Below are 20967 nucleotides of genomic sequence, written 5' to 3' on the forward strand. Positions count from 1 at the left end.
GCTGCCAGTGATCAACCTGTGTAGCTGTTCAGGTTGCGTTGTCGAGCAGAGTTCACCCGCTTTGACTGATTGTCGACAATGCTGGGTTTGGCTTTGACGGATTGACTAAATATGACTAGATTTGAGCGCATATAGCCATGAGGTGTCGACAATGCTGAATGTGGTCGAAAAAACAATGACGGTTGCCGACGACTCGGAAACCCTCTCCGAGAACGTTTTCCGACGCATTCAATCGGCTATCGTGAAAGGCGAGATTGCCCCCGGCAGCAAGATTTCCGAGCCGGAACTGGCTCGCACCTATGGCATCAGTCGCGGGCCGCTGCGCGAAGCGATTCACCGGCTCGAAGGGCAGCGACTGGTGGTTCGTGTGCCGCATGTGGGCGCCCGGGTGGTGTCGCTCAGTCATGCCGAACTGATCGAACTCTATGAAATTCGCGAGTCACTGGAGGGTATGGCCTGTCGTCTGGCCGCCGAACGCATGACCCAGGCCGAAATCGACGAGCTGCGCGGCGTTCTGGATACCCATGAGCGCGATGCCGCCTTTCAGGCAGGTATCGGCTATTACCAGCAAGAGGGCGATTTCGACTTTCACTATCGCATCATCCAGGGCAGCGGCAATCGCACCCTCAGCCAGATGCTCTGTGGCGAGCTGTACCAGTTGGTGCGCATGTACCGCATTCAGTATTCCACCACGCCCAACCGGCCTCGCCAGGCCTTTGCCGAACATCACCGCATTCTCGACGCCATCGCCGACCGCGACGGTGAGCTGGCCGAATTGTTGATGCGCCGCCATATCGGCGCGTCCAGACGTAACATCGAGCGCCATTATCAGGCGGCTTCCCAGACGACTTCCGACCGAGGTAAACAATGAGTCATAACAACAGCACTCCCGGCCAGCGTTTCCGCGACGCAGTCGCCAGCGAACAGCCGCTGCAAGTGGTCGGCGCGATCAATGCCAACCACGCACTGCTCGCCAAACGTGCCGGGTTCAAGGCCATTTATCTATCTGGCGGCGGAGTCGCGGCGGGATCACTGGGCATTCCGGACCTGGGAATCACCGGTCTTGAAGACGTGCTGATCGATGTGCGGCGTATCACCGACGTTTGCGACCTGCCGTTGCTGGTGGATGTCGACACCGGTTTCGGTTCTTCGGCTTTCAATGTGGCGCGTACCGTGCGCTCGATGATCAAGGCCGGAGCGGCGGCGATTCACATTGAGGATCAGGTGGGTGCCAAGCGTTGCGGGCATCGTCCCAACAAGGAAATTGTCTCTCAGCAGGAAATGGTCGACCGGATCAAGGCTGCCGTGGATGCCCGGACTGACGACAGCTTCGTGATCATGGCGCGTACCGATGCGTTGGCGGTTGAAGGGCTGGAGTCGGCGCTGGAGCGTGCCGCTGCCTGTATTGAAGCCGGCGCGGATATGGTGTTCCCCGAGGCCATCACCGAACTGGCAATGTACAAGCAATTCGCCAACCGTGCAGGTGTGCCGATCCTCGCCAACATCACCGAGTTTGGCGCCACGCCGTTGTTTACGGTCGATGAGCTGCGCGAGGCGGACGTGTCGCTGGTGCTGTACCCGCTTTCCGCATTCCGTGCGATGAACAAGGCTGCGGAAAATGTCTACGGCGCGATCCGCCGTGACGGCAGCCAGAAAAACGTGATCGACAGTATGCAGACGCGCATGGAGCTGTATGACGCGATCGATTACCACACATTCGAGCAGAAGCTGGATGCGCTGTTTGCGCAGAAGAAGGGCTGAAAGGGGCAGGCTGACACTCGTCCCCGCGCTCCGCGTCCAGTCACACAAAAACAAAATTGGAGAAAACCATGGCTGAAGCAAAAGTATTGAGTGGTGCCGGACTACGCGGGCAGGTGGCCGGGCAGACGGCGTTGTCCACGGTGGGCATGGCCGGTGCCGGGCTGACCTATCGCGGCTATGATGTGCGCGATCTGGCCGCCGAAGCTCGCTTTGAAGAAGTTGCCTATCTGCTGCTGTACGGCGAACTGCCTGATAAAGCCGAATTGTCTGCCTATATGGACAAACTCAAGGGCCTGCGCGACCTGCCGCAGGCCTTGAAGGAAGTGCTGGAACGCATACCCGCCGACACTCACCCGATGGATGTCATGCGCACGGGTGCCTCCATGCTCGGCACCCTGGAGCCGGAGCGCAGCTTCGATCAGCAGCGCGACTCAACCGACCGTCTGCTCGCAGCGTTCCCGGCGATCATGTGCTACTGGTATCGCTTCAGTCATGACGGCAAGCGTATCGACTGCACCTCCGCAGAAGACTCCATCGGCGGGCATTTTCTGCACCTGTTGCTCGACAAGGCGCCCAGTGAGCTGCACCGCAAGGTCATGGACGTCTCGCTGATTCTGTACGCCGAGCACGAATTCAATGCCTCGACCTTCACCGCCCGCGTCTGCGCGTCGACGCTGTCGGACCTGTATTCCTGCGTCACAGCCGCCATCGGCACCTTGCGCGGCCCGCTGCACGGTGGTGCCAACGAGGCTGCAATGGAAATGATTCAGCGCTTCGCCTCGGCTGAAGAGGCCACCAAAGGCACGCTGGGCATGCTGGAACGCAAGGAAAAGATCATGGGCTTTGGCCATGCGATCTACAAGGAGTCCGACCCGCGCAACGAGGTGATCAAGGGCTGGTCGAAGAAACTCGCTGACGAAGTGGGCGATACGGTGCTGTTCCCGGTTTCCGAGGCCATCGACAAGGTCATGTGGGAGCAGAAGAAACTGTTCCCCAACGCCGACTTCTACCATGCGTCGGCGTATCACTTCATGGGCATCCCGACCAAGCTGTTCACCCCGATCTTCGTCTGCTCACGCCTGACCGGCTGGGCCGCTCACGTTTTCGAACAGCGTGCCAATAACCGCATCATTCGCCCGAGCGCCGAGTACATCGGCGTCGAACAGCGCGCGTTCGTACCCTTGGAACAGCGCTGAAAAGGGGGCAGGGGAGCCGCCGACGAGCTCCCCACCCGTATTCCGAACACTCCGTGATCGAGTCCCGCAATGAACAGTGAATTTCGCAAACCGCTCCCTGGCACCCGACTGGATTATTTCGACGCTCGGGCGGCCGTCGAGGCGCTCAAGCCCGGCGCCTATGCCACGCTGCCCTACACCTCGCGGGTGCTGGCCGAGAACCTGGTGCGCCGTTGTGATCCGGCGACCTTGAATGCCTCGTTGACCCAGCTTATCGAGCGCAAGCGTGATCTGGATTTTCCCTGGTTCCCGGCACGTGTGGTCTGCCACGACATTCTGGGTCAGACCGCGTTGGTCGACCTTGCCGGACTGCGCGACGCGATCGCTTCGCAGGGTGGCGATCCTGCGCTGGTCAACCCGGTGGTTCCGGTGCAATTGATCGTCGACCACTCGCTGGCAGTGGAGTCCGACGGTAACGACCCGCAGGCGTTCGCCAAGAACCGCGCCATTGAAGACCGTCGCAACGAAGACCGTTTTCATTTCATTGACTGGACCAAGCAGGCGTTCAAGAACGTCGAAGTGATCCCGCCGGGCAACGGTATCATGCACCAGATCAATCTGGAGAAAATGTCGCCGGTGGTGCAGGTGCTCGACGGCGTAGCCTTTCCCGACACACTGGTGGGCACGGACAGCCACACGCCGCACGTCGACGCCCTCGGCGTGATTGCCATCGGCGTCGGCGGGCTCGAGGCCGAAAACGTCATGCTCGGGCGCGCCTCGTGGATGCGCCTGCCGGACATCATTGGTGTCGAACTGACCGGGCGCCGCCAGCCAGGCATCACCGCCACCGACGTAGTGCTCGCGCTGACCGAATACCTGCGCCAACAGAAGGTGGTTGGCGCTTACCTGGAGTTCTATGGCGCAGGCGCGTCGAGCCTGACCCTGGGCGACCGGGCGACGATCTCCAACATGGCGCCCGAATACGGCGCGACGGCGGCGATGTTCTCCATTGACTCGCAAACCATCGACTACCTGCGTTTGACAGGGCGCGAGGACGAGCAGGTCAAACTGGTCGAGCTGTATGCCCGGCACACTGGCCTTTGGTCGGACAGCCTCAGCGAGGTGCACTACGAGCGGGTGCTGAGTTTCGACCTGTCCAGTGTGGTGCGCAACATGGCCGGGCCCTCCAACCCTCATGCGCGGGTTGCCACCGCCGATCTGGCGGTCAGAGGTATTGCCGGGCAATGGGACGAGGTGCCGGGGCAGATGCCCGACGGCGCGGTGATCATCGCGGCGATCACCAGTTGCACCAACACCAGCAACCCGCGCAACGTCATTGCCGCCGGTCTGCTGGCACGCAACGCCAACCGCCTGGGGCTGCTGCGCAAGCCGTGGGTGAAATCATCGCTGGCACCCGGCTCGAAAACCGTGGCGCTATACCTGGACGCAGCAGGGCTGACCTCGGAGCTGGAGCAACTGGGTTTTGGCGTCGTGGCCTTTGCCTGCACCACCTGCAATGGCATGTCCGGCGCGCTCGATCCGCTGATCCAGCAGGAAATCATCGACCGCGACCTTTACGCCACGGCGGTCTTGTCCGGTAACCGTAATTTCGACGGGCGTATTCACCCCTATGCCAAACAGGCTTTTCTGGCTTCGCCGCCCCTGGTGGTGGCGTATGCCATTGCCGGGACCATCCGCTTCGATATAGAAAACGATGTGCTGGGCGTCGCCGAGGGCCGGGAAATCCGTCTCAAGGACATCTGGCCGAGCGATGAAGAGATTGATGCGGTCGTGCAGGCGTCGGTCAAGCCCGAGCAGTTCCGTAAGGTCTATATCCCGATGTTTGCCATCGAAGAACACAGCGGGCCGAAGGTCGAGCCGCTGTACGACTGGCGTCCGATGAGCACCTACATCCGTCGCCCGCCCTACTGGGAAGGCGCATTGGCCGGAGAACGTACGCTCAAGGGCATGCGGGCTCTCGCCGTGCTGCCGGACAACATCACCACCGATCACCTGTCGCCGTCCAACGCGATCATGCTCGACAGTGCGGCGGGCGAGTACCTGGCGAAAATGGGACTGCCGGAAGAAGACTTCAACTCCTATGCGACCCATCGGGGCGACCACCTGACCGCCCAGCGCGCGACCTTTGCCAACCCGCAACTGGTCAACGAGATGGCAGTGGTCGATGGCAAGGTCAGGAAAGGCTCGCTGACCCGCATCGAACCCGAAGGCGTGGTCACTCGCATGTGGGAAGCCATCGAAACCTACATGGCGCGCAAGCAGCCGTTGATCATTATTGCCGGTGCCGACTATGGGCAGGGCTCGTCCCGTGACTGGGCGGCCAAAGGCGTCAGGCTGGCGGGCGTCGAAGCGATTGCTGCAGAAGGTTTCGAGCGTATTCACCGCACCAACCTGGTCGGCATGGGCGTGCTGCCGCTGGAGTTCAAGCCCGGCACCAGCCGTCTGACTCTGGGTATCGATGGCAGCGAAACCTTCGATGTGATCGGCCAGCGCACACCGCGCGCGACATTGACGCTGGTGATTCAGCGCCGTAACGGCGAACGCGTCGAGGTGCCGGTGACATGCCGTCTGGACACTGCTGAAGAGCTTTCTATTTATGAGGCGGGCGGCGTGTTGCAGCGTTTTGCTCAGGATTTTCTGGAGGCTACTGCATCGTAGCTACGCTGGAGCGTGAAGAACGATAAGCGTGCGCAAGAGCACTATCGTGCCCATGCTCCGCGTGGGCATGCAGTTCTGGACGCTCTGCGTCCGATTTTGAGCGCGCAGCGCGCTCTTTGAACAGGACAACGAATTCATGGCTCATTTACCCCAGATCCGCATCCCCGCCACCTACATGCGTGGCGGCACCAGCAAGGGTGTGTTTTTCAGGCTGATGGACCTGCCTGAAGCCGCACAGATTCCGGGATCGGCGCGGGATGCGTTGCTGCTGCGAGTCATCGGCAGCCCTGACCCCTATGAAAAGCAGATCGATGGCATGGGCGGCGCGACGTCGAGTACCAGCAAGAGCGTGATTGTGTCGCGCAGCAGCAGGCCCGACCACGATGTCGATTACCTGTTCGGCCAGGTGTCCATCGACAAGCCGTTTGTCGACTGGAGCGGCAATTGCGGCAACCTGTCAGCGGCCGTGGGGCCATTCGCGATTACGAGCGGTCTGGTCGACCCTGACCGCGTTCCGCAGGACGGCGTTGCGGTGGTGCGTATCTGGCAGGCCAACATCGGCAAGACCATCATCGCCCATGTGCCGATCAGCAACGGCGCGGTGCAGGAAACCGGCGATTTCGAGCTGGATGGCGTGACCTTCCCGGCAGCCGAAGTGCCACTGGAGTTTCTTGACCCGGCGGCGGACGAAGAGGGCGCGGGCGGCTCGATGTTCCCCACTGGCAATCTGGTGGACGATCTGGAAGTGCCCGGTATCGGCCTTCTGAAAGCGACCATGATCAATGCCGGCATTCCGACGATTTTTGTCAACGCTGCTGACATCGGCTATACCGGCACTGAGTTGCAGGGCGATATCAACGCTGACCCGCAGGCGCTGGCGCGTCTGGAGGCCATCCGCGCCTACGGTGCGGTGCGCATGGGCCTGATTGGCAACATCGATGAAGCTGCCGCACGCCAGCACACACCCAAAGTGGCTTTTGTAGCGGCGCCTGCCGATTACCTGGCGTCGAGTGGCAAGCCTGTCGCTGCGCAGGATATCGAGCTGCTGGTGCGCGCCGTGTCGATGGGCAAGCTGCACCACGCGATGATGGGTACGGCTGCGGTAGCCATCGGTACGGCAGCAGCCATTCCGGGCACGCTGGTCAATCTGGCCGCTGGCGGTCAGGCGCGCAGTGCGGTCAGCTTTGGCCATCCCTCCGGCACCTTGCGAGTCGGCGCCCAGGCTGTCCAGGAGGGCGGTGACTGGAAAGTCACCAAGGCCCTGATGAGCCGCAGCGCCCGAGTGCTGATGGAAGGCTGGGTACGTGTGCCGCAGTCAGGCGAGTGAAGTGATCAGTTTGGCGGGGTGACCGCAGCGTCTATTTGAAACGTCGCTCCACGCCTTTTTCGACCAGCACCTTGGCGGAGATTTCTTCCACCGAAAAATGCGTGGAGTTGATGTGCGCGATGTTCTCGCGGCGGAACAGGCTTTCCACCTCGCGCACCTCGAATTCGCACTGCGCGTAGCTGGAGTAGCGGCTGTTGGGCTTGCGCTCGTGGCGGATCGCGGTGAGACGGTCCGGGTCGATGGTCAGGCCGAAGAGCTTTTCGCGATGCTGCTTGAGCGCCGCAGGCAGTTGCAGCCTCTCCATGTCATCTTCGGTCAGCGGATAGTTGGCGGCCCGGATACCGAACTGCATGGCCATGTACAGACAGGTCGGGGTTTTGCCGCAGCGCGAGACGCCGACGAGGATAATGTCGGCCTTGTCGTAATAATGCGTCCGTGCGCCATCATCGTTGTCCAGCGCGAAGTTGACCGCCTCGATGCGCTCCATGTAATTGGAGTTATGCCCGATGGAATGCGATTTACCCACGGAGTAGGACGAGTGTGAACTAAGCTCCTGCTCCAGCGGGGCCAGGAAGGTCGAAAAGATATCGATCATGAAGCCATTGGACGTCGCCAGGATCTCGCGAATGTCCTGATTGACGATGGTGTCGAAGATGATCGGCCGCACATCGTCCTTGTCGGCGGCATTATTGATTTGTTGTACCATCGCCCGCGCCTTCTCGACACTGTCGATATAGGGCCTGGTGAACTTGTTGAACGTAATGTTTTCAAATTGTGCCAACAGGCTCTGGCCCAGGGTTTCGGCGGTGATACCCGTGCCGTCCGAGATGAAAAAAGCGGATCGTTTCATTTTTGCCCCAGGCCTTAAGCAGTTGACGAATTCTGGCTATCATAGGCGTGCTGGCCTGCCATGAGAGCCCGCAGGTGCAGCTTTTTTGCACACCTGGTTTTGAAGCACGGTTTTCAACGCCCGATCTGTACGTCCGGGCAGACACGCCTGAAGCCACACCGCATGTGGCGCAGGTGAATGAGCTTTTCCCAACAACAAACACAGTTAGTGGAGAGATCACCTTGGTAGAGTACGTAGTTTCCCTCGATAAGCTCGGCGTCCATGATGTAGAGCACGTGGGGGGCAAAAACTCGTCCCTCGGCGAGATGATCAGCAACCTCGCAGGTGCTGGTGTGTCGGTGCCCGGCGGCTTCGCGACTACCGCCCAGGCCTACCGTGACTTTCTTGAGCTCAGCGGCCTCAACGAGCAGATCCATGCTGCGCTGGACGCCCTTGACGTCGACGATGTCAACGCGCTGGCCCGCACCGGTGCGCAGATTCGTCAATGGATCATGGAAGCCGAGTTCCCCGAGCAGCTCAACGCCCAGATTCGTACTGCGTTTGCCGAGCTGTCTGCGGGTAATCCGAACCTGGCTGTGGCCGTGCGTTCCTCCGCAACTGCCGAAGACTTGCCGGATGCGTCGTTCGCCGGCCAGCAGGAGACCTTCCTGAACATCCGCGGCGTCGAGAACGTGATCCGCGCGGCCAAGGAAGTTTTTGCTTCACTGTTCAACGACCGTGCGATTTCCTACCGCGTACACCAGGGTTTCGACCACAAGCTGGTCGCGCTGTCTGCGGGCGTGCAGCGTATGGTGCGCTCCGAAACCGGTACGGCCGGTGTCATGTTCACCCTCGACACCGAGTCCGGCTTCCGCGACGTGGTGTTCATCACCGGTGCTTACGGCCTGGGCGAGACGGTTGTGCAGGGCGCCGTCAACCCGGACGAGTTCTACGTGCACAAGGACACGCTGGCGGCTGGCCGCCCGGCGATCCTGCGTCGCAATCTGGGCAGCAAGGCGATCAAGATGATTTACGGCGAAGAAGCCAAGGCCGGTCGTTCGGTCAAGGTGATCGACGTCGAGCCTGCCGATCGCGCGCGTTTCTGTCTGAGCGATGCCGAAGTGTCCGAACTGGCCAAACAGGCGATGATCATCGAAAAGCACTACAAGTGCCCGATGGACATCGAGTGGGCCAAGGACGGTGACGACGGCAAGCTGTACATCGTCCAGGCGCGTCCGGAAACGGTGAAGAGCCGTGCATCGGCCAACGTCATGGAACGCTATCTGCTCAAGGAGACCGGCAAGGTGCTGGTCGAAGGCCGTGCCATCGGTCAGCGCATCGGCGCGGGCAAGGTACGCATCATCAAGGACGTGTCCGAGATGGACAAGGTCCAGCCCGGCGACGTGCTGGTGTCGGACATGACCGACCCGGACTGGGAGCCGGTGATGAAGCGCGCCAGTGCAATCGTCACCAACCGTGGCGGTCGTACCTGCCACGCGGCGATCATCGCCCGTGAACTGGGCATCCCGGCAGTGGTTGGCTGCGGCAATGCCACGCAGACCCTTCAGGATGGCCAGGGCGTCACGGTTTCCTGCGCCGAGGGCGACACCGGTTACATCTTCGAAGGCGAGCTGGGCTTCGACATCAAGACCAATTCGGTCGATGCAATGCCTGATCTGCCGTTCAAGATCATGATGAACGTCGGCAATCCGGACCGTGCCTTCGATTTCGCCCAATTGCCCAATGCCGGGGTGGGTCTGGCGCGTCTGGAGTTCATCATCAACCGCATGATCGGCGTGCACCCCAAGGCGTTGCTCAACTACTCGGCGCTGCCACCGGAAATCAAGGAAAGCGTCGACAAGCGCATCGCCGGTTACCATGATCCGGTCGGTTTCTACGTCGACAAGCTGGTCGAGGGTATCAGCACCTTGGCCGCCGCGTTCACGCCGAAAAAGGTCATCGTGCGCCTCTCGGACTTCAAGTCCAACGAGTATGCGAACCTGATTGGCGGCAAGCTTTACGAGCCCGAAGAAGAAAACCCGATGCTGGGCTTTCGCGGTGCGTCGCGCTATATCAGTGAGAACTTCCGTGACTGTTTCGAGCTGGAGTGCCGTGCGCTCAAGCGTGTACGCGAAGAGATGGGCCTGACCAACGTCGAGATCATGGTGCCGTTCGTCCGTACCCTGGGCGAGGCGAGTCAGGTGATCGATCTGCTGGCCGCCAACGGTCTGAAGCGTGGCGAAAACGGCCTGCGCATCATCATGATGTGCGAACTGCCGTCCAACGCGATTCTGGCGGAAGAGTTCCTTGAGTATTTCGACGGCTTCTCCATCGGCTCCAACGACCTGACCCAGCTGACACTCGGTCTCGACCGTGACTCCGGCGTGATCGCCCACCTGTTCGACGAACGTAACCCGGCGGTCAAGAAGCTTCTGTCCAACGCCATTCAGGCGTGCAACAAGGCCGGCAAGTACATCGGCATCTGCGGGCAGGGGCCTTCCGATCACCCGGATCTGGCGCGCTGGCTGATGGATCAGGGTATCGAGAGTGTGTCGCTCAACCCCGACTCGGTACTGGAAACCTGGTTCTTCCTCGCCGAAGCACAGTCGCCTGTCTGACAGGCGGCTCGCCTGAAGCGCGGTCCTCGCAGGAGCGGGCTGCCGTGTGACGCGAACGCGGCCTGAGCCGTCATGTGGTTCAGGTGTTTGAATGAGGCGGTTTCTTCGGAAGCCGCCTTTTTTATGGCGCATCGCGAGATCCCGGAGCGCGTGGTTTCATCCCGTCTGTCAAGCCAGATAAAGAGTGATATGCAGAGCAGCAGCCAGCTTTTTCCCGTTGCCTTGATCAGCGCCGAGCGTCGTGGCGATCTGGTCGAGGACGTCTACCGTCTCAAACCTGCCAACAGTCCCGACGCCAGTGTCGAACTGGCGGTGACCCGGCTAGGGCGCGCCGATCAGCCCGATGTGCGTGGTACTCCAGTCATACTGCTGCATGGCAGCTTTTCCAACCGGCGTTTCTGGTATTCGCCCAAGGGCATCGGTCTGGGTGCGTATCTGGCGCGGGCCGGCTATGACGTGTGGATTCCCGAAATGCGCGGCCATGGCTTGTCGGCTCGCAACCTGAGTTATCGCAGCAATTGCGTGGCGGACTACGCGCGTTTCGATTTGCCAGCCATTGCCGCATTCGTCGTCGAGCAAAGCGGGCAGATACCGCACTGGATCGGCCACTCGCTGGGCGGCACCAGCCTGGCGGCAGCCTTGGGCGGTCAGTATCTGGGTGCTGATACTGCGGCGTCCGTGGCGCTGTTCGGCAGCCAGGTCAGCCGCACCTACTGGCCGCTGAAAGTCCCGCCACTGCAATGGTCTGCGAAGTTGCTGCTGAGGTCCTTCGAGCATATTTCCGGCCCGCGTTTCAAGCGCGGGCCGGAAGACGAGCCGATCGGTCTGGTTCTGGAAAGCATGCGCTGGCACGGGCTGTTCGGACGTTTCGGTGAGCGTGACAACAACTGGTGGGCAGGGTTGAGCGCGGTTCAGGTGCCGCTTCTGGCTGTCGCTGCGGCCGGCGACCAGCAGGACCCGGTGTGGGCTTGCCGTGAACTGTTCGAGCAGATCGGCAGCGCACACAGGCAATTCCTCTGCCTGGGCCGCGAATACGGCTTCAGCGAGGATTTCGACCATGTGCAGATGCTGGTCAGCAAGGCTGCGCAGCAGCAGGTCTGGCCGCGAGTGATCGAGTGGCTGGGTGAGCGTTCCGTTCCTGAACAGGTTGCAGAGTTTCAGGTCGCGGTAGGCAGTTAGCCGGTAAAGTCGCTATGGTTATGCTCATCCGGTCGTGTCTGTTTCAATAAATCGTCTGTATCAATCGCGACCCCATAGCCGATGACAGGAGTTGACCCATGCACTACCTCACCCCCGATCTGTGTGACGCCTATCCGGACCTGATCCAGGTCGTGGAGCCGATGTTCAGCAATTTTGGCGGCCGCGATTCGTTTGGTGGCCAGATCGTCACGCTGAAATGTTTCGAGGACAACTCCAAGGTCAGGGAGCAGGTCGAGCTCGACGGCAAGGGCAAGGTGCTCGTCGTCGACGGCGGTGGTTCGCTGCGTTGCGCGTTGCTGGGTGACATGCTGGCAGACAAGGCTGCCAAGAACGGCTGGGAAGGCATGTTGATCTACGGCTGCATCCGTGACGTGGATGTCATCGCCCAGACCGACCTGGGTGTCCAGGCGCTCGCCAGTCATCCGAAGAAAACCGAGAAGCGCGGCATAGGCGAACTGAATGTGCCGGTGACCTTTGGCGGCGTGACGTTCCGCCCGGGTGAGTACCTGTATGCCGACAACAATGGCGTCGTCATTTCCCCATCACCCCTGACCATGCCGGAATAAGCGAAGTATCCATGTTCGATGAAGCAAACGCGCAGTGGGGGCTGGTTCATGCCCTCGTTTTGGACGGTAAGGGTGGGGCGCGTTTCATCGCTCGAACCGAGTTGCAGGACCTTGCATTGCAGCCAGAAGAAAGCCTGTGGCTGCATTGGGATCGTAGTCACCCGCAGACACATGCGTGGTTGCGCACCGGCAGCGGTCTGAGCGAGTTTGCCTGCGACCTGTTGCTGGAAGAGAACACCCGGCCGCGTTTGCTGCCGTTGCCGGAGCAGGAACTGCTGCTGTTTCTGCGCGGCGTGAATCTGAATCCCGGTGCGGAACCTGAAGACATGGTCTCGGTGCGTATCTTCGCCGCCGCGCAGCGAGTCATCTCGCTGCGCCTGCGTCCGTTGCGTGCCACCGAGGAGCTGATTGAGCTGCTGGGGCAGGGCAAAGGCCCGAAGGGCGCCTCGGAGCTGATCCTGCACCTGGCGCAGCACCTCACCGACAAGGTTCAGGATCTGGTGGGTGAGCTGACCGAATCGGTCGATGAAGAGGAAGAAAAGAACGATGCCGACGAATGGTACAGCCCCGAGCACGGCAAGCTGCTGCATATTCGTCGGCGCGCCGCCGGCCTGCGCCGGTTCCTCGGGCCGCAGCGGGATATTTATGGCCAGCTTTCACGCATCAAGTTGTCCTGGTTTGCGCATGACGACGCTGACTACTGGAATGAGCTGAACAACAGCCTGACCCGTTACCTGGAAGAGCTTGAGCTGACCCGCGAGCGGGTGGGGCTGCTGCTGGAGTCCGAGGACCGGCGCCTGCGCGAGCACATGAACCGCACCATGTACCGCTTCGGGATCATTACCTGTATCTTTCTGCCGATGAGTTTTCTCACCGGTCTGCTGGGTATCAATGTTGGCGGCATTCCGGGTTCGAGCAGTTCGTACGGCTTCCTGGTGGCCTGTCTGCTGATCGTCGCGCTGGGCGCAGGGCAGTGGTGGTTGTTCCGCCGTTTGCGTTGGGTATAGGGCGGGCCTGTGATGGTTATTTGGCGAGCCTGTGTGACTTGTTGTTTTCGCGTCGCGTCTTTGAATGACATTACGTGAGGTGCCTGATGCACGATCCGTTTGAAGAATCTTTACGCGACATGCTCAATTCTTCATCCTCCAGCCGGGATGATGACGCATGTCTGGGACGCGTCCTGAAAACCGCCAATCGCCAGGTCGGCGCCGGTGTGTTGTTCGGGTTGCTGGGCCGCTGGTCAGAGGCGCTGATGATCGCCGTGAACAACGGCTCGGCCCACGTCTCTCCCGTTTCTCGTCGCACCTCGAACGGTGCGCGTTCTCTCGATAAGGCTGATTGAGCATGGAATTGAATCTCTGGACCCAGAGCCTTCTTGCTGCAATGACTGCATTGTGGACCAAAGTCGCAAACTTCATTCCCAACCTGTTCGGCGCCCTGGTTGTGGTGCTGCTCGGTTTTGTCGTCGCCAAACTGCTCGACGCACTGCTTTCCAAATTACTGGCCAAGCTGGGCCTTGATCGTCTGGTCGGCGGTACCGGCCTGACCAAGATCATCGGCCGCGCTGGCGTCAAGGTGCCGGTCTCCACGCTGATCGGCAAGGTCGTCTATTGGTTCGTTCTGCTTATCTTTCTCGTATCGGCCGCTGAATCTTTGGGCCTGCAGCGGGTCTCAGCGACGCTGGACATGCTGGCGCTGTATTTGCCCAAGGTATTTGGTGCCGCGCTGGTGCTGCTGGTCGGTGTGCTGCTGGCGCAACTGGTCAATGGTTTGGTGCGCGGTGCTGCCGAAGGTGTAGGGATCGACTACTCTGCCGGCCTGGGGCGAATTGCCCAGGGGCTGGTCATTATCATCAGTATTTCGGTCGCCATCAGCCAGCTCGAGGTCAAGACCGACCTGCTGAACCACGTTATTGTGATTGCGTTGATTACCGTTGGTCTGACAGTGGCGCTTGCCCTGGGCCTCGGAAGTCGCGAAATTGCCGGGCAGATCATTGCCGGAATCTACGTCCGCGAATTGTTTCAGGTCGGCCAACAGGTACAGATAGGCGATACGGAAGGGCAGATCGAGGAAATCGGTACGGTCAAGACAACGCTGCTGACAGACGAGGGGGAGCTGGTGTCGTTTTCCAATCGCATCCTGCTCGAGCAGAGAGTAAGCAGCCGTTAAGCGGTTAACCTGCTAATGTATGCCGCCAGGTTGCCGATACAGGCCATGGCGGACACTGACCTGACTGTCGGCAAGATTTGTTTTGAATAAACCTCAACCGTTTTCGACGCGCTACGATCCACGCGAGCTCTCAGATGAGGAGCTGGTTGCGCGCGCCCACGTTGAGCTGTTCAATGTGACGCGGGCCTACGAAGAATTGATGCGCCGTTACCAGAGAACACTTTTTAACGTCTGTGCACGTTATCTGGGGAACGATCGCGATGCTGACGATGTCTGTCAGGAGGTGATGCTTAAAGTGTTGTATGGGTTGAAAAATTTTGAAGGTAAATCTAAATTTAAAACCTGGCTGTACAGCATCACCTACAATGAATGCATCACGCAGTACAGGAAGGAACGGCGTAAGCGTCGCTTGATGGACGCGCTGAGTCTGGATCCACTTGAGGAAGCGTCGGAAGAAAAGGCGCCCAAACCTGAAGAACGGGGCGGACTTGATCGCTGGCTTGTGTATGTGAACCCGATCGATCGGGAGATTCTGGTGCTGCGGTTTGTAGCAGAACTTGAATTCCAGGAAATCGCTGACATCATGCACATGGGCTTGAGCGCAACGAAAATGCGTTACAAGCGGGCTTTAGATAAATTACGAGAGAAATTTGCGGGAATCGCCGAAACTTAATACGGTGCAAATATCTCTAACAAACTGGCAAGGTCTGGTAGACTTGCCGCTGAGTTGTCCCCCTGTGTGGGACTGCTTAATAATCATCAGATGGGGATTTAACGGATGAAACTGAAAAACACCTTGGGCTTGGCCATTGGTACTATTGTTGCCGCAACTTCGTTCGGCGCTCTGGCTCAAGGCCAAGGCGCGGTCGAAATCGAAGGCTTCGCCAAGAAAGAGTACTACGACAGCGATCGTAACTTCAAAAACGACGGCAACCTGTTCGGCGGCTCCGTTGGCTACTTCCTGACTGACGATGTTGAGCTGCGTCTGGGCTACGACGAAGTCCACAACGTCCGTAGCGACAGCGGCAAGAACATCAAGGGCGCAGACACTGCTCTGGACGCTCTGTACCACTTCAACAACCCAGGCGACATGCTGCGTCCATACGTATCTGCCGGTTTCTCTGACCAGAGCATCGGTCAAGACGCTCGCCGTGGCCGTGACGGTTCCACCTTCGCCAACATCGGCGGCGGCGCCAAGCTGTACTTCACTGACAACTTCTATGCCCGTGCAGGCGTTGAAGCTCAGTACAACATCGACCAAGGCAACACCGAGTGGGCGCCTAGCGTCGGTATCGGTGTAAACTTCGGCGGCGGCAGCAAGAAAGTTGAAGCAGCACCAGCTCCAGTAGCTGAAGTGTGCTCCGACAGCGACAACGACGGCGTGTGCGACAACGTCGACAAGTGCCCGGACACCCCAGCCAACGTTACCGTTGACGCTGATGGCTGCCCAGCAGTTGCCGAAGTGGTTCGTGTTGAGCTGGACGTGAAGTTCGATTTCGACAAATCCGTAGTCAAGCCTAACAGCTACGGCGACATCAAGAACCTCGCTGACTTCATGCAGCAGTACCCACAGACCACCACCACTGTTGAAGGTCACACTGACTCCGTCGGTCCTGACGCTTACAACCAAAAACTGTCCGAGCGTCGTGCAAACGCCGTTAAACAGGTTCTGGTTAACCAGTACGGTGTTGGCGCTAACCGCGTAAACTCGGTTGGTTACGGCGAATCCCGTCCAGTTGCTGACAACGCAACTGAAGCTGGCCGCGCAGTTAACCGTCGCGTAGAAGCAGAAGTAGAAGCTCAAGCTAAGTAATTAGCCGCTTGTACTGAAAAGCCCGGCTTAGGCCGGGCTTTTCTTTGCCTGCGATTTGGCGGGGCGTCTGCTCAGACGAGCCTAGGGTCAGCCGGCATTCAACTGCGCGAGGTCCATCAGGGTTTGATCGATCAGCTCATTGTTGTACGCGGCAACCGCACCGATCACCAGGATGGCGGGGCTCTTCAACTGGAAAGCGGCTGCGTCCTGTTGCATGGCATTCAGGGTGCTGCGGCATTCGCGCTGCCACGGCAGCGAAGCGTTCTCGATCATCGCCACCGGCATCTCGCCACTCATTCCGCCTGCCAGCAGACTCTCGCGAATTTCCGCCAGTTTCGCCACGCCCATGTAAACCACCAGGGTGGTTCCGCCTTGCGCAAGTGCCTGCCAGTTGAGGGTGCTGTCGTCCTGAGTGTGGGCGGTGACCAGTGTTACGCCACGGCTTATACCGCGCAGGGTCAGCGAAATGCCGCACTGTGTTGCGCCGGCAAGACCCGCTGTAATGCCGTTGACCAGCTCCACGGCGACACCGCGCTCCTGTAGCCATTGAGCCTCTTCACCGCCACGTCCGAAGATGCACGGATCGCCGCCTTTGAGGCGAACGACACATTTGCCCTGACGTACGTAGCGCAGCATCAGGCGATGGATGAACGCTTGCGGCGTCGAACGACAACCGCCGCGCTTGCCGACCGCGATGACCCGCGCTCCCGGACAATGTTCCAGCACTGCGGGGTTGACCAGATCGTCGATCAGCACCACGTCGGCTTCAGCCAGGGCACGTACTGCCTTGAGAGTCAGCAGTTCCGGGTCGCCTGGGCCCGCGCCCACCAGCCATACTTTTGCGCTCATGCCGCATTCCTCATTCTGTAACCGCCACGGTATGGATCAGTCGTCTTATTTCCGGCACGCAGGAGCCGCACTGGGTGCCGCAGCCCAACTGTGTCTTGAGTTGATTCAGGTCCAGGCCACGCTCGATAGCGCTCATTACCGCGCTCTGGCTGACGTTCATGCAGTTGCACAAGGTCTTGTCGCGAGGCTGTGTCGAGTCTTTGCCCGGTTCGCTGCTCAACGGTGCCAACAGCCAGCGCCGCAACGAAGCCTCAACGCGCTCTTCCAGCCACAACGTCTGCAGCCAATACCGGGCAAGTGTTTCACCGGCCAGGCGAACAGCAGTAATACGTTCGCCGTCGATCCGTACCCGTTTGCCGATCGAGCGCTTGGGGTCGTCATACGCCATGACCGGTCCTTCATCCAGGCCCAGTACTTGATCAATCTGCTGCAGCAGCGCTGAATCGGGTGCTGCTGCGCTGGCCGCGCGTATCACCAGCGCCGGTCGCTCGCGTCCGGCAAGGCTCATGCTCAGATAGGTGAAGGTGTCGCACAAGGGGCGCAGCTTTTCCATCCGTTGCTGCACGTTGCCCTCGACCAGCGCAAAGAACTGCCAGGGCAGTCGGGCTTTTTCGATCCTGACGCCGGCGTGCTTGAGTTCCGGTTGCTTCGAAACCGGGTCGAAGGCTGGCTGGGTGAGAACGTTGACACCCCCCTTGAGGAACCTGTCGCCCCAATGCATCGGCACAAAAGCCTGGCCGACTGCAACGCTGTCCTCACTGCCGACCGGCAACAGCAGCTCGCCGCGTCGACTGATCAGCTTGACCAGGTCGCCGGGCTGCAGGTCATGGCTGAGCATGTCCTGCGGATTGAGGCTCAGCACCGCTTCACTGACATGCCCGAACAAGCGGGCAGCGGTGCCGGTGCGGCTCATGCCGTGCCACTGATCGCGCAGTCTGCCGGTATTGAGCGTCAGCGGGTAGTCGGCATCGCGCACTTCCCTGGCGGCGATGTAAGGCTCGGACAGAAACTGCGCCCGGCCTGAATCGGTGGGAAAGATGCCATTGTTGTACAGGCGCGGCGTGCCGCTGCTGGCGCCACGCGGGAAGGGCCATTGTTGCGGACCCTGCTGATCGATGAGCTCGCGGTCGATTCCGGACATGTCCAGATCGCGCCCGACCGTCAGGCCCTTGAACTCATCGAACAAGGCTTTGGGTGTAGCGAAGTCGAACAGCGCGGGTGCGCCGGGTTGCAGGCGTTTTTGCAGGCGCTGGGCGAAATCCACGGTGATCGCCCAGTCGGAGCGCGCTTCGCCGGGCGCCTGAATAGCTTTGCGCACGTTGGAGATGCGCCGTTCGGAGTTGGTCACCGTGCCTTCTTTCTCACCCCAGCTGGCAGCAGGCAGCAACAGATCGGCATAACGCGCGGTTTCGGTGGTCTTGAAGGCCTCCTGGAGTACCACGAACGGGCAGGTTTCCAGCGCTTGCCTGATGCGGTTCTGGTCGGGCAGTGACTGTGCCGGGTTGGTGCAGGCAATCCACAGGGCCTTGATCGTTCCATTCTGCAATTGCTCGAACAGTTCAATGGCTGAAAGGCCGGGGTTGGCAGGCAGGCTATCGACGCCCCAGTAGTCTGCAACCTCCTGACGATGCTGAGGATTTGCCGCGTCGCGATGGCCAGGCAACAGGTTGGACAGACTGCCGGTTTCACGTCCGCCCATGGCGTTGGGCTGGCCGGTGAGCGAGAAGGGACCTGCGCCGGGTTTGCCAATCTGTCCGGTCGCCAGGTGCAGGTTGATCAGCGCACTGTTTTTCGCGCTGCCGGCCGTGGACTGATTCAGCCCCATGCACCACAGCGACAGAAAAGCCGGCGCTTCGCCCACCCATCGGGCGCAGGTGTGCAGCTGTTTCAGAGTAATACCGCAGAGGGCGGCCACGTATTCAGGTGGGTAGTCACGGGCCAGCGTGGCCAGTTCCTCATAGCCCTGCGTGTGCGCGGCAATGAACGCCGGGTCGATCAGCCGTTCGTTCATCAGTATATGAAGGATGCCGTGGAACAGCGCGACGTCCGTGCCGGGCTGAATCGCCAGATGAAGGTCGGCCAGTTCGCAGGTGTCGGTGCGTCGTGGATCGATGACGATGAGTTTCATCTGCGGACGACGGCTTTTTGCCTCTTCCAGACGGCGAAACAGAATCGGGTGTGCGTACGCCATGTTGCTGCCGACGATCATCACACAATCGCTCAGTTCGATGTCTTCATAGCTGCACGGTGGGGCATCGGCACCCAGGCTGCGCTTGTAGCCCGCCACGGCTGATGACATGCACAGCCGTGAATTACTGTCGATATTGTTGGTGCCGATCAGTGCGCGCGCCAGTTTGTTGAACGCGTAGTAGTCTTCGGTCAGCAACTGGCCGGAAATGTAGAAGGCAACGCTGTCGGGGCCATGTTCGCGAATGCTCTCGGCGAACACATTGGCCGCATGCTCCAGCGCGGTATCCCAATCGGTGACGCTGCGCGCCAGGTCCTTGCTCAGGCGCAGTTCCGGGTACAGCGCGCGGGCTTCAATGTCGCCGGTCAGGTGCAGGCTCGACCCTTTGCTGCACAGCTTGCCGAAGTTCGCCGGGTGCTTCGGGTCGCCGCTGACACCAAGAATATGCTCGCCGTCATGTTCGATCAGTACGCCGCAGCCTACGCCGCAATAGCAGCAGGTAGACGCCGTGACCCGGGGGGTGTGGAGGGCAAGGCTGTTCATGCGCAGGCAGCCTCTGGAGCAACGGGTTTGCCGAACATCAGGTGGTCGCGAATGGCGTCGATACCCTGGCCATCACGGATCTGCTGCAAGTACCAGTTGCCGTCGGCGGTGTCGCCGTACAGGCAGGCGCCGACCAGTACATCGTTCTTTATTACCAGCTTCTTGTAGATACCGCCGATGGGGTCGGAAAGGGTGATGCTTTCAGTGCCTTCACCGCCGAGGAAATCCCCGGCGGAAAACAGGTCGATACCGGTGACTTTCAGCTTGGTCGAGGTGACCGAGCCCGGATAACGCGCAAAGCCCAGTTGCGCGAGGTGGTTGGCGCAGACCCGCGCCTGCTCGAACAGCGGCGCCACCAGCCCATAGGCGATGCCACGGTGGCTGACACATTCGCCAATCGCGTAGATGCGCGGGTCGTAGGTCTGCAAGGTGTCATTGACCAGAATGCCACGGTTGCAGGGCAGGCCGGCTTGCTCGGCCAATTCGGTGTTGGGCCGTATGCCTGCTGCCATGACCACCAGATCGGCGTCGATCCTGTCGCCATTGTTGAATTGCACCGCGGTTACCCGGCCCTGATCATCGCCGAGCAAGGCGTTGGTCTGTTCGTCGAGGCGAAAGCTCAGGCCGCGCTTTTCCAGCGCCGCTTGCAGCATGCGCCCGCTGGTCTTGTCCAGTTGGCGCTCCAGCAGCGTCTGGCCGTTATGCACCACCGTCACGTGCATGCCGCGCAGGCTCAAGCCGTTGGCCGCCTCCAGGCCGAGCAGTCCGCCGCCGATGACGACTGCGCGCTTGTGCGTGACGGAGGTGTCGATCATCTGCCGCGTGTGGCCGATGTCGCGATAACCGATCACACCGTTCAGCGTGTTGCCGGGGATCGGCAGTATGAACGGCCGCGAACCGGTGGCAATCAGCAGCCGATCATAATGGGCCTGGGTGCCGTCATCGGCGATCACCAGGCGTCTGATGCGGTCGATCTTCACCACGCGACGGTTGAGCAACAACTGGATACCGTTGCGTTCGTACCAGTCGAGGTCGTTGAGCACGATGTCTTCGAAATTCTGCTCGCCGGCCAGTACCGGCGACAGCAGAATGCGATTGTAATTGGGGTGTGGCTCGGCGCCGAAGACCGTGATGTGGTAAAGGTCTTCGCTCAGTTTCAGCAACTCTTCGAGTGTGCGCACGCCGGCCATGCCGTTGCCGATCATCACCAGTTTGAGTTTGGTCATCTTGCCTCCGAGTCACTGCAGCGC

16 protein-coding genes and 1 pseudogene are annotated in these 20967 nt (G+C 60.2%); 13 read left to right on the forward strand and 4 right to left on the reverse strand.

All coding sequences use genetic code 11. The annotated features are described in order from the left end of the window. Positions 1-151 precede the first annotated feature (151 nt). From LCH65_RS11810 to prpF, 5 genes are all read left to right on the forward strand, one after another. On the forward strand, positions 152-871 hold the full coding sequence (locus tag LCH65_RS11810; protein WP_003366836.1) for a GntR family transcriptional regulator: 720 nt from the start codon (positions 152-154) through the stop codon (positions 869-871). Further along, positions 868-1761 carry a methylisocitrate lyase gene (gene prpB / locus LCH65_RS11815; RefSeq protein ID WP_003433051.1) on the forward strand — a complete coding sequence of 298 codons (894 nt, stop codon included), beginning with the start codon at positions 868-870 and terminating at the stop codon, positions 1759-1761. The genes LCH65_RS11810 and prpB overlap by 4 nt, the downstream gene beginning before the upstream one ends. 68 nt (positions 1762-1829) lie before the next feature. After that, positions 1830-2957: a 2-methylcitrate synthase gene (gene prpC / locus LCH65_RS11820; protein WP_003433049.1), complete on the forward strand. Its 1128-nt coding sequence runs from the start codon at positions 1830-1832 to the stop codon at positions 2955-2957. Positions 2958-3026: 69 nt separating this feature from the next. Continuing rightward, positions 3027-5615: a Fe/S-dependent 2-methylisocitrate dehydratase AcnD gene (acnD, locus tag LCH65_RS11825; protein ID WP_226439491.1), complete on the forward strand. Its 2589-nt coding sequence runs from the start codon at positions 3027-3029 to the stop codon at positions 5613-5615. A 136-nt stretch (positions 5616-5751) separates the two neighbouring features. Continuing rightward, the gene (gene prpF / locus LCH65_RS11830; RefSeq protein ID WP_054081872.1) at positions 5752-6942 is read left to right on the forward strand and encodes a 2-methylaconitate cis-trans isomerase PrpF; all 1191 of its coding nucleotides are present in this window, start codon (positions 5752-5754) and stop codon (positions 6940-6942) included. 31 nt (positions 6943-6973) lie between these two features. Here the strand turns inward: prpF and LCH65_RS11835 are convergent, their stop codons facing one another. Beyond that, positions 6974-7792: a pyruvate, water dikinase regulatory protein gene (locus LCH65_RS11835; protein ID WP_003347114.1), complete on the reverse strand. Its 819-nt coding sequence runs from the start codon at positions 7790-7792 to the stop codon at positions 6974-6976. Between the two features lie 221 nt (positions 7793-8013). Between LCH65_RS11835 and ppsA the strand changes: the two genes are divergently transcribed. The 8 genes from ppsA to LCH65_RS11875 all read left to right on the forward strand — a co-directional run bounded on the left by ppsA (position 8014) and on the right by LCH65_RS11875 (position 16137). After that, positions 8014-10389, forward strand: a complete 2376-nt coding sequence (gene ppsA / locus LCH65_RS11840) for a phosphoenolpyruvate synthase (RefSeq protein WP_054081871.1) — start codon at positions 8014-8016, stop codon at positions 10387-10389. Between the two features lie 189 nt (positions 10390-10578). Next, positions 10579-11568, forward strand: coding sequence for an alpha/beta fold hydrolase (locus LCH65_RS11845; RefSeq protein WP_003433044.1), 990 nt, complete (start codon positions 10579-10581; stop codon positions 11566-11568). A 98-nt stretch (positions 11569-11666) separates the two neighbouring features. Next, positions 11667-12155, forward strand: coding sequence for a ribonuclease E activity regulator RraA (rraA, locus tag LCH65_RS11850; protein ID WP_092194434.1), 489 nt, complete (start codon positions 11667-11669; stop codon positions 12153-12155). Between the two features lie 11 nt (positions 12156-12166). Further along, positions 12167-13162, forward strand: coding sequence for a zinc transporter ZntB (locus LCH65_RS11855; protein WP_003366851.1), 996 nt, complete (start codon positions 12167-12169; stop codon positions 13160-13162). Positions 13163-13248: 86 nt separating this feature from the next. Continuing rightward, on the forward strand, positions 13249-13497 hold the full coding sequence (locus tag LCH65_RS11860; protein WP_003433041.1) for a hypothetical protein: 249 nt from the start codon (positions 13249-13251) through the stop codon (positions 13495-13497). 2 nt (positions 13498-13499) lie between these two features. Beyond that, a complete protein-coding gene (locus tag LCH65_RS11865) occupies positions 13500-14324 on the forward strand; it encodes a mechanosensitive ion channel domain-containing protein (protein WP_003315687.1) in 825 nt (274 codons plus the stop codon). Between the two features lie 82 nt (positions 14325-14406). Continuing rightward, positions 14407-14997 (forward strand): RNA polymerase sigma factor SigX, encoded by a 591-nt coding sequence (sigX, locus tag LCH65_RS11870; protein ID WP_003315686.1) that lies wholly within the window; start codon positions 14407-14409, stop codon positions 14995-14997. 105 nt (positions 14998-15102) lie between these two features. Continuing rightward, positions 15103-16137, forward strand: coding sequence for an OmpA family protein (locus LCH65_RS11875; protein ID WP_003366856.1), 1035 nt, complete (start codon positions 15103-15105; stop codon positions 16135-16137). A gap of 87 nt (positions 16138-16224) precedes the next feature. Here LCH65_RS11875 and cobA read toward each other — a convergent pair whose 3' ends face one another. From cobA to LCH65_RS11890, 3 genes and pseudogenes are all read right to left on the reverse strand, one after another. After that, positions 16225-16986 carry a uroporphyrinogen-III C-methyltransferase gene (cobA, locus tag LCH65_RS11880; protein ID WP_060707578.1) on the reverse strand — a complete coding sequence of 254 codons (762 nt, stop codon included), beginning with the start codon at positions 16984-16986 and terminating at the stop codon, positions 16225-16227. Between the two features lie 10 nt (positions 16987-16996). Further along, the gene (locus LCH65_RS11885) at positions 16997-19717 is read right to left on the reverse strand and encodes a nitrate reductase (RefSeq protein ID WP_226439492.1); all 2721 of its coding nucleotides are present in this window, start codon (positions 19715-19717) and stop codon (positions 16997-16999) included. A gap of 26 nt (positions 19718-19743) precedes the next feature. After that, positions 19744-20943, reverse strand: a pseudogene (locus LCH65_RS11890) (FAD-dependent oxidoreductase); the annotation flags it as partial. Positions 20944-20967: the final 24 nt, after the last annotated feature.

The sequence above is a fragment of the Pseudomonas sp. MWU16-30316 genome (genome assembly GCF_020515645.1).
In the GTDB taxonomy this organism is placed as follows: Bacteria; Pseudomonadota; Gammaproteobacteria; order Pseudomonadales; family Pseudomonadaceae; genus Aquipseudomonas; species Aquipseudomonas cerasi.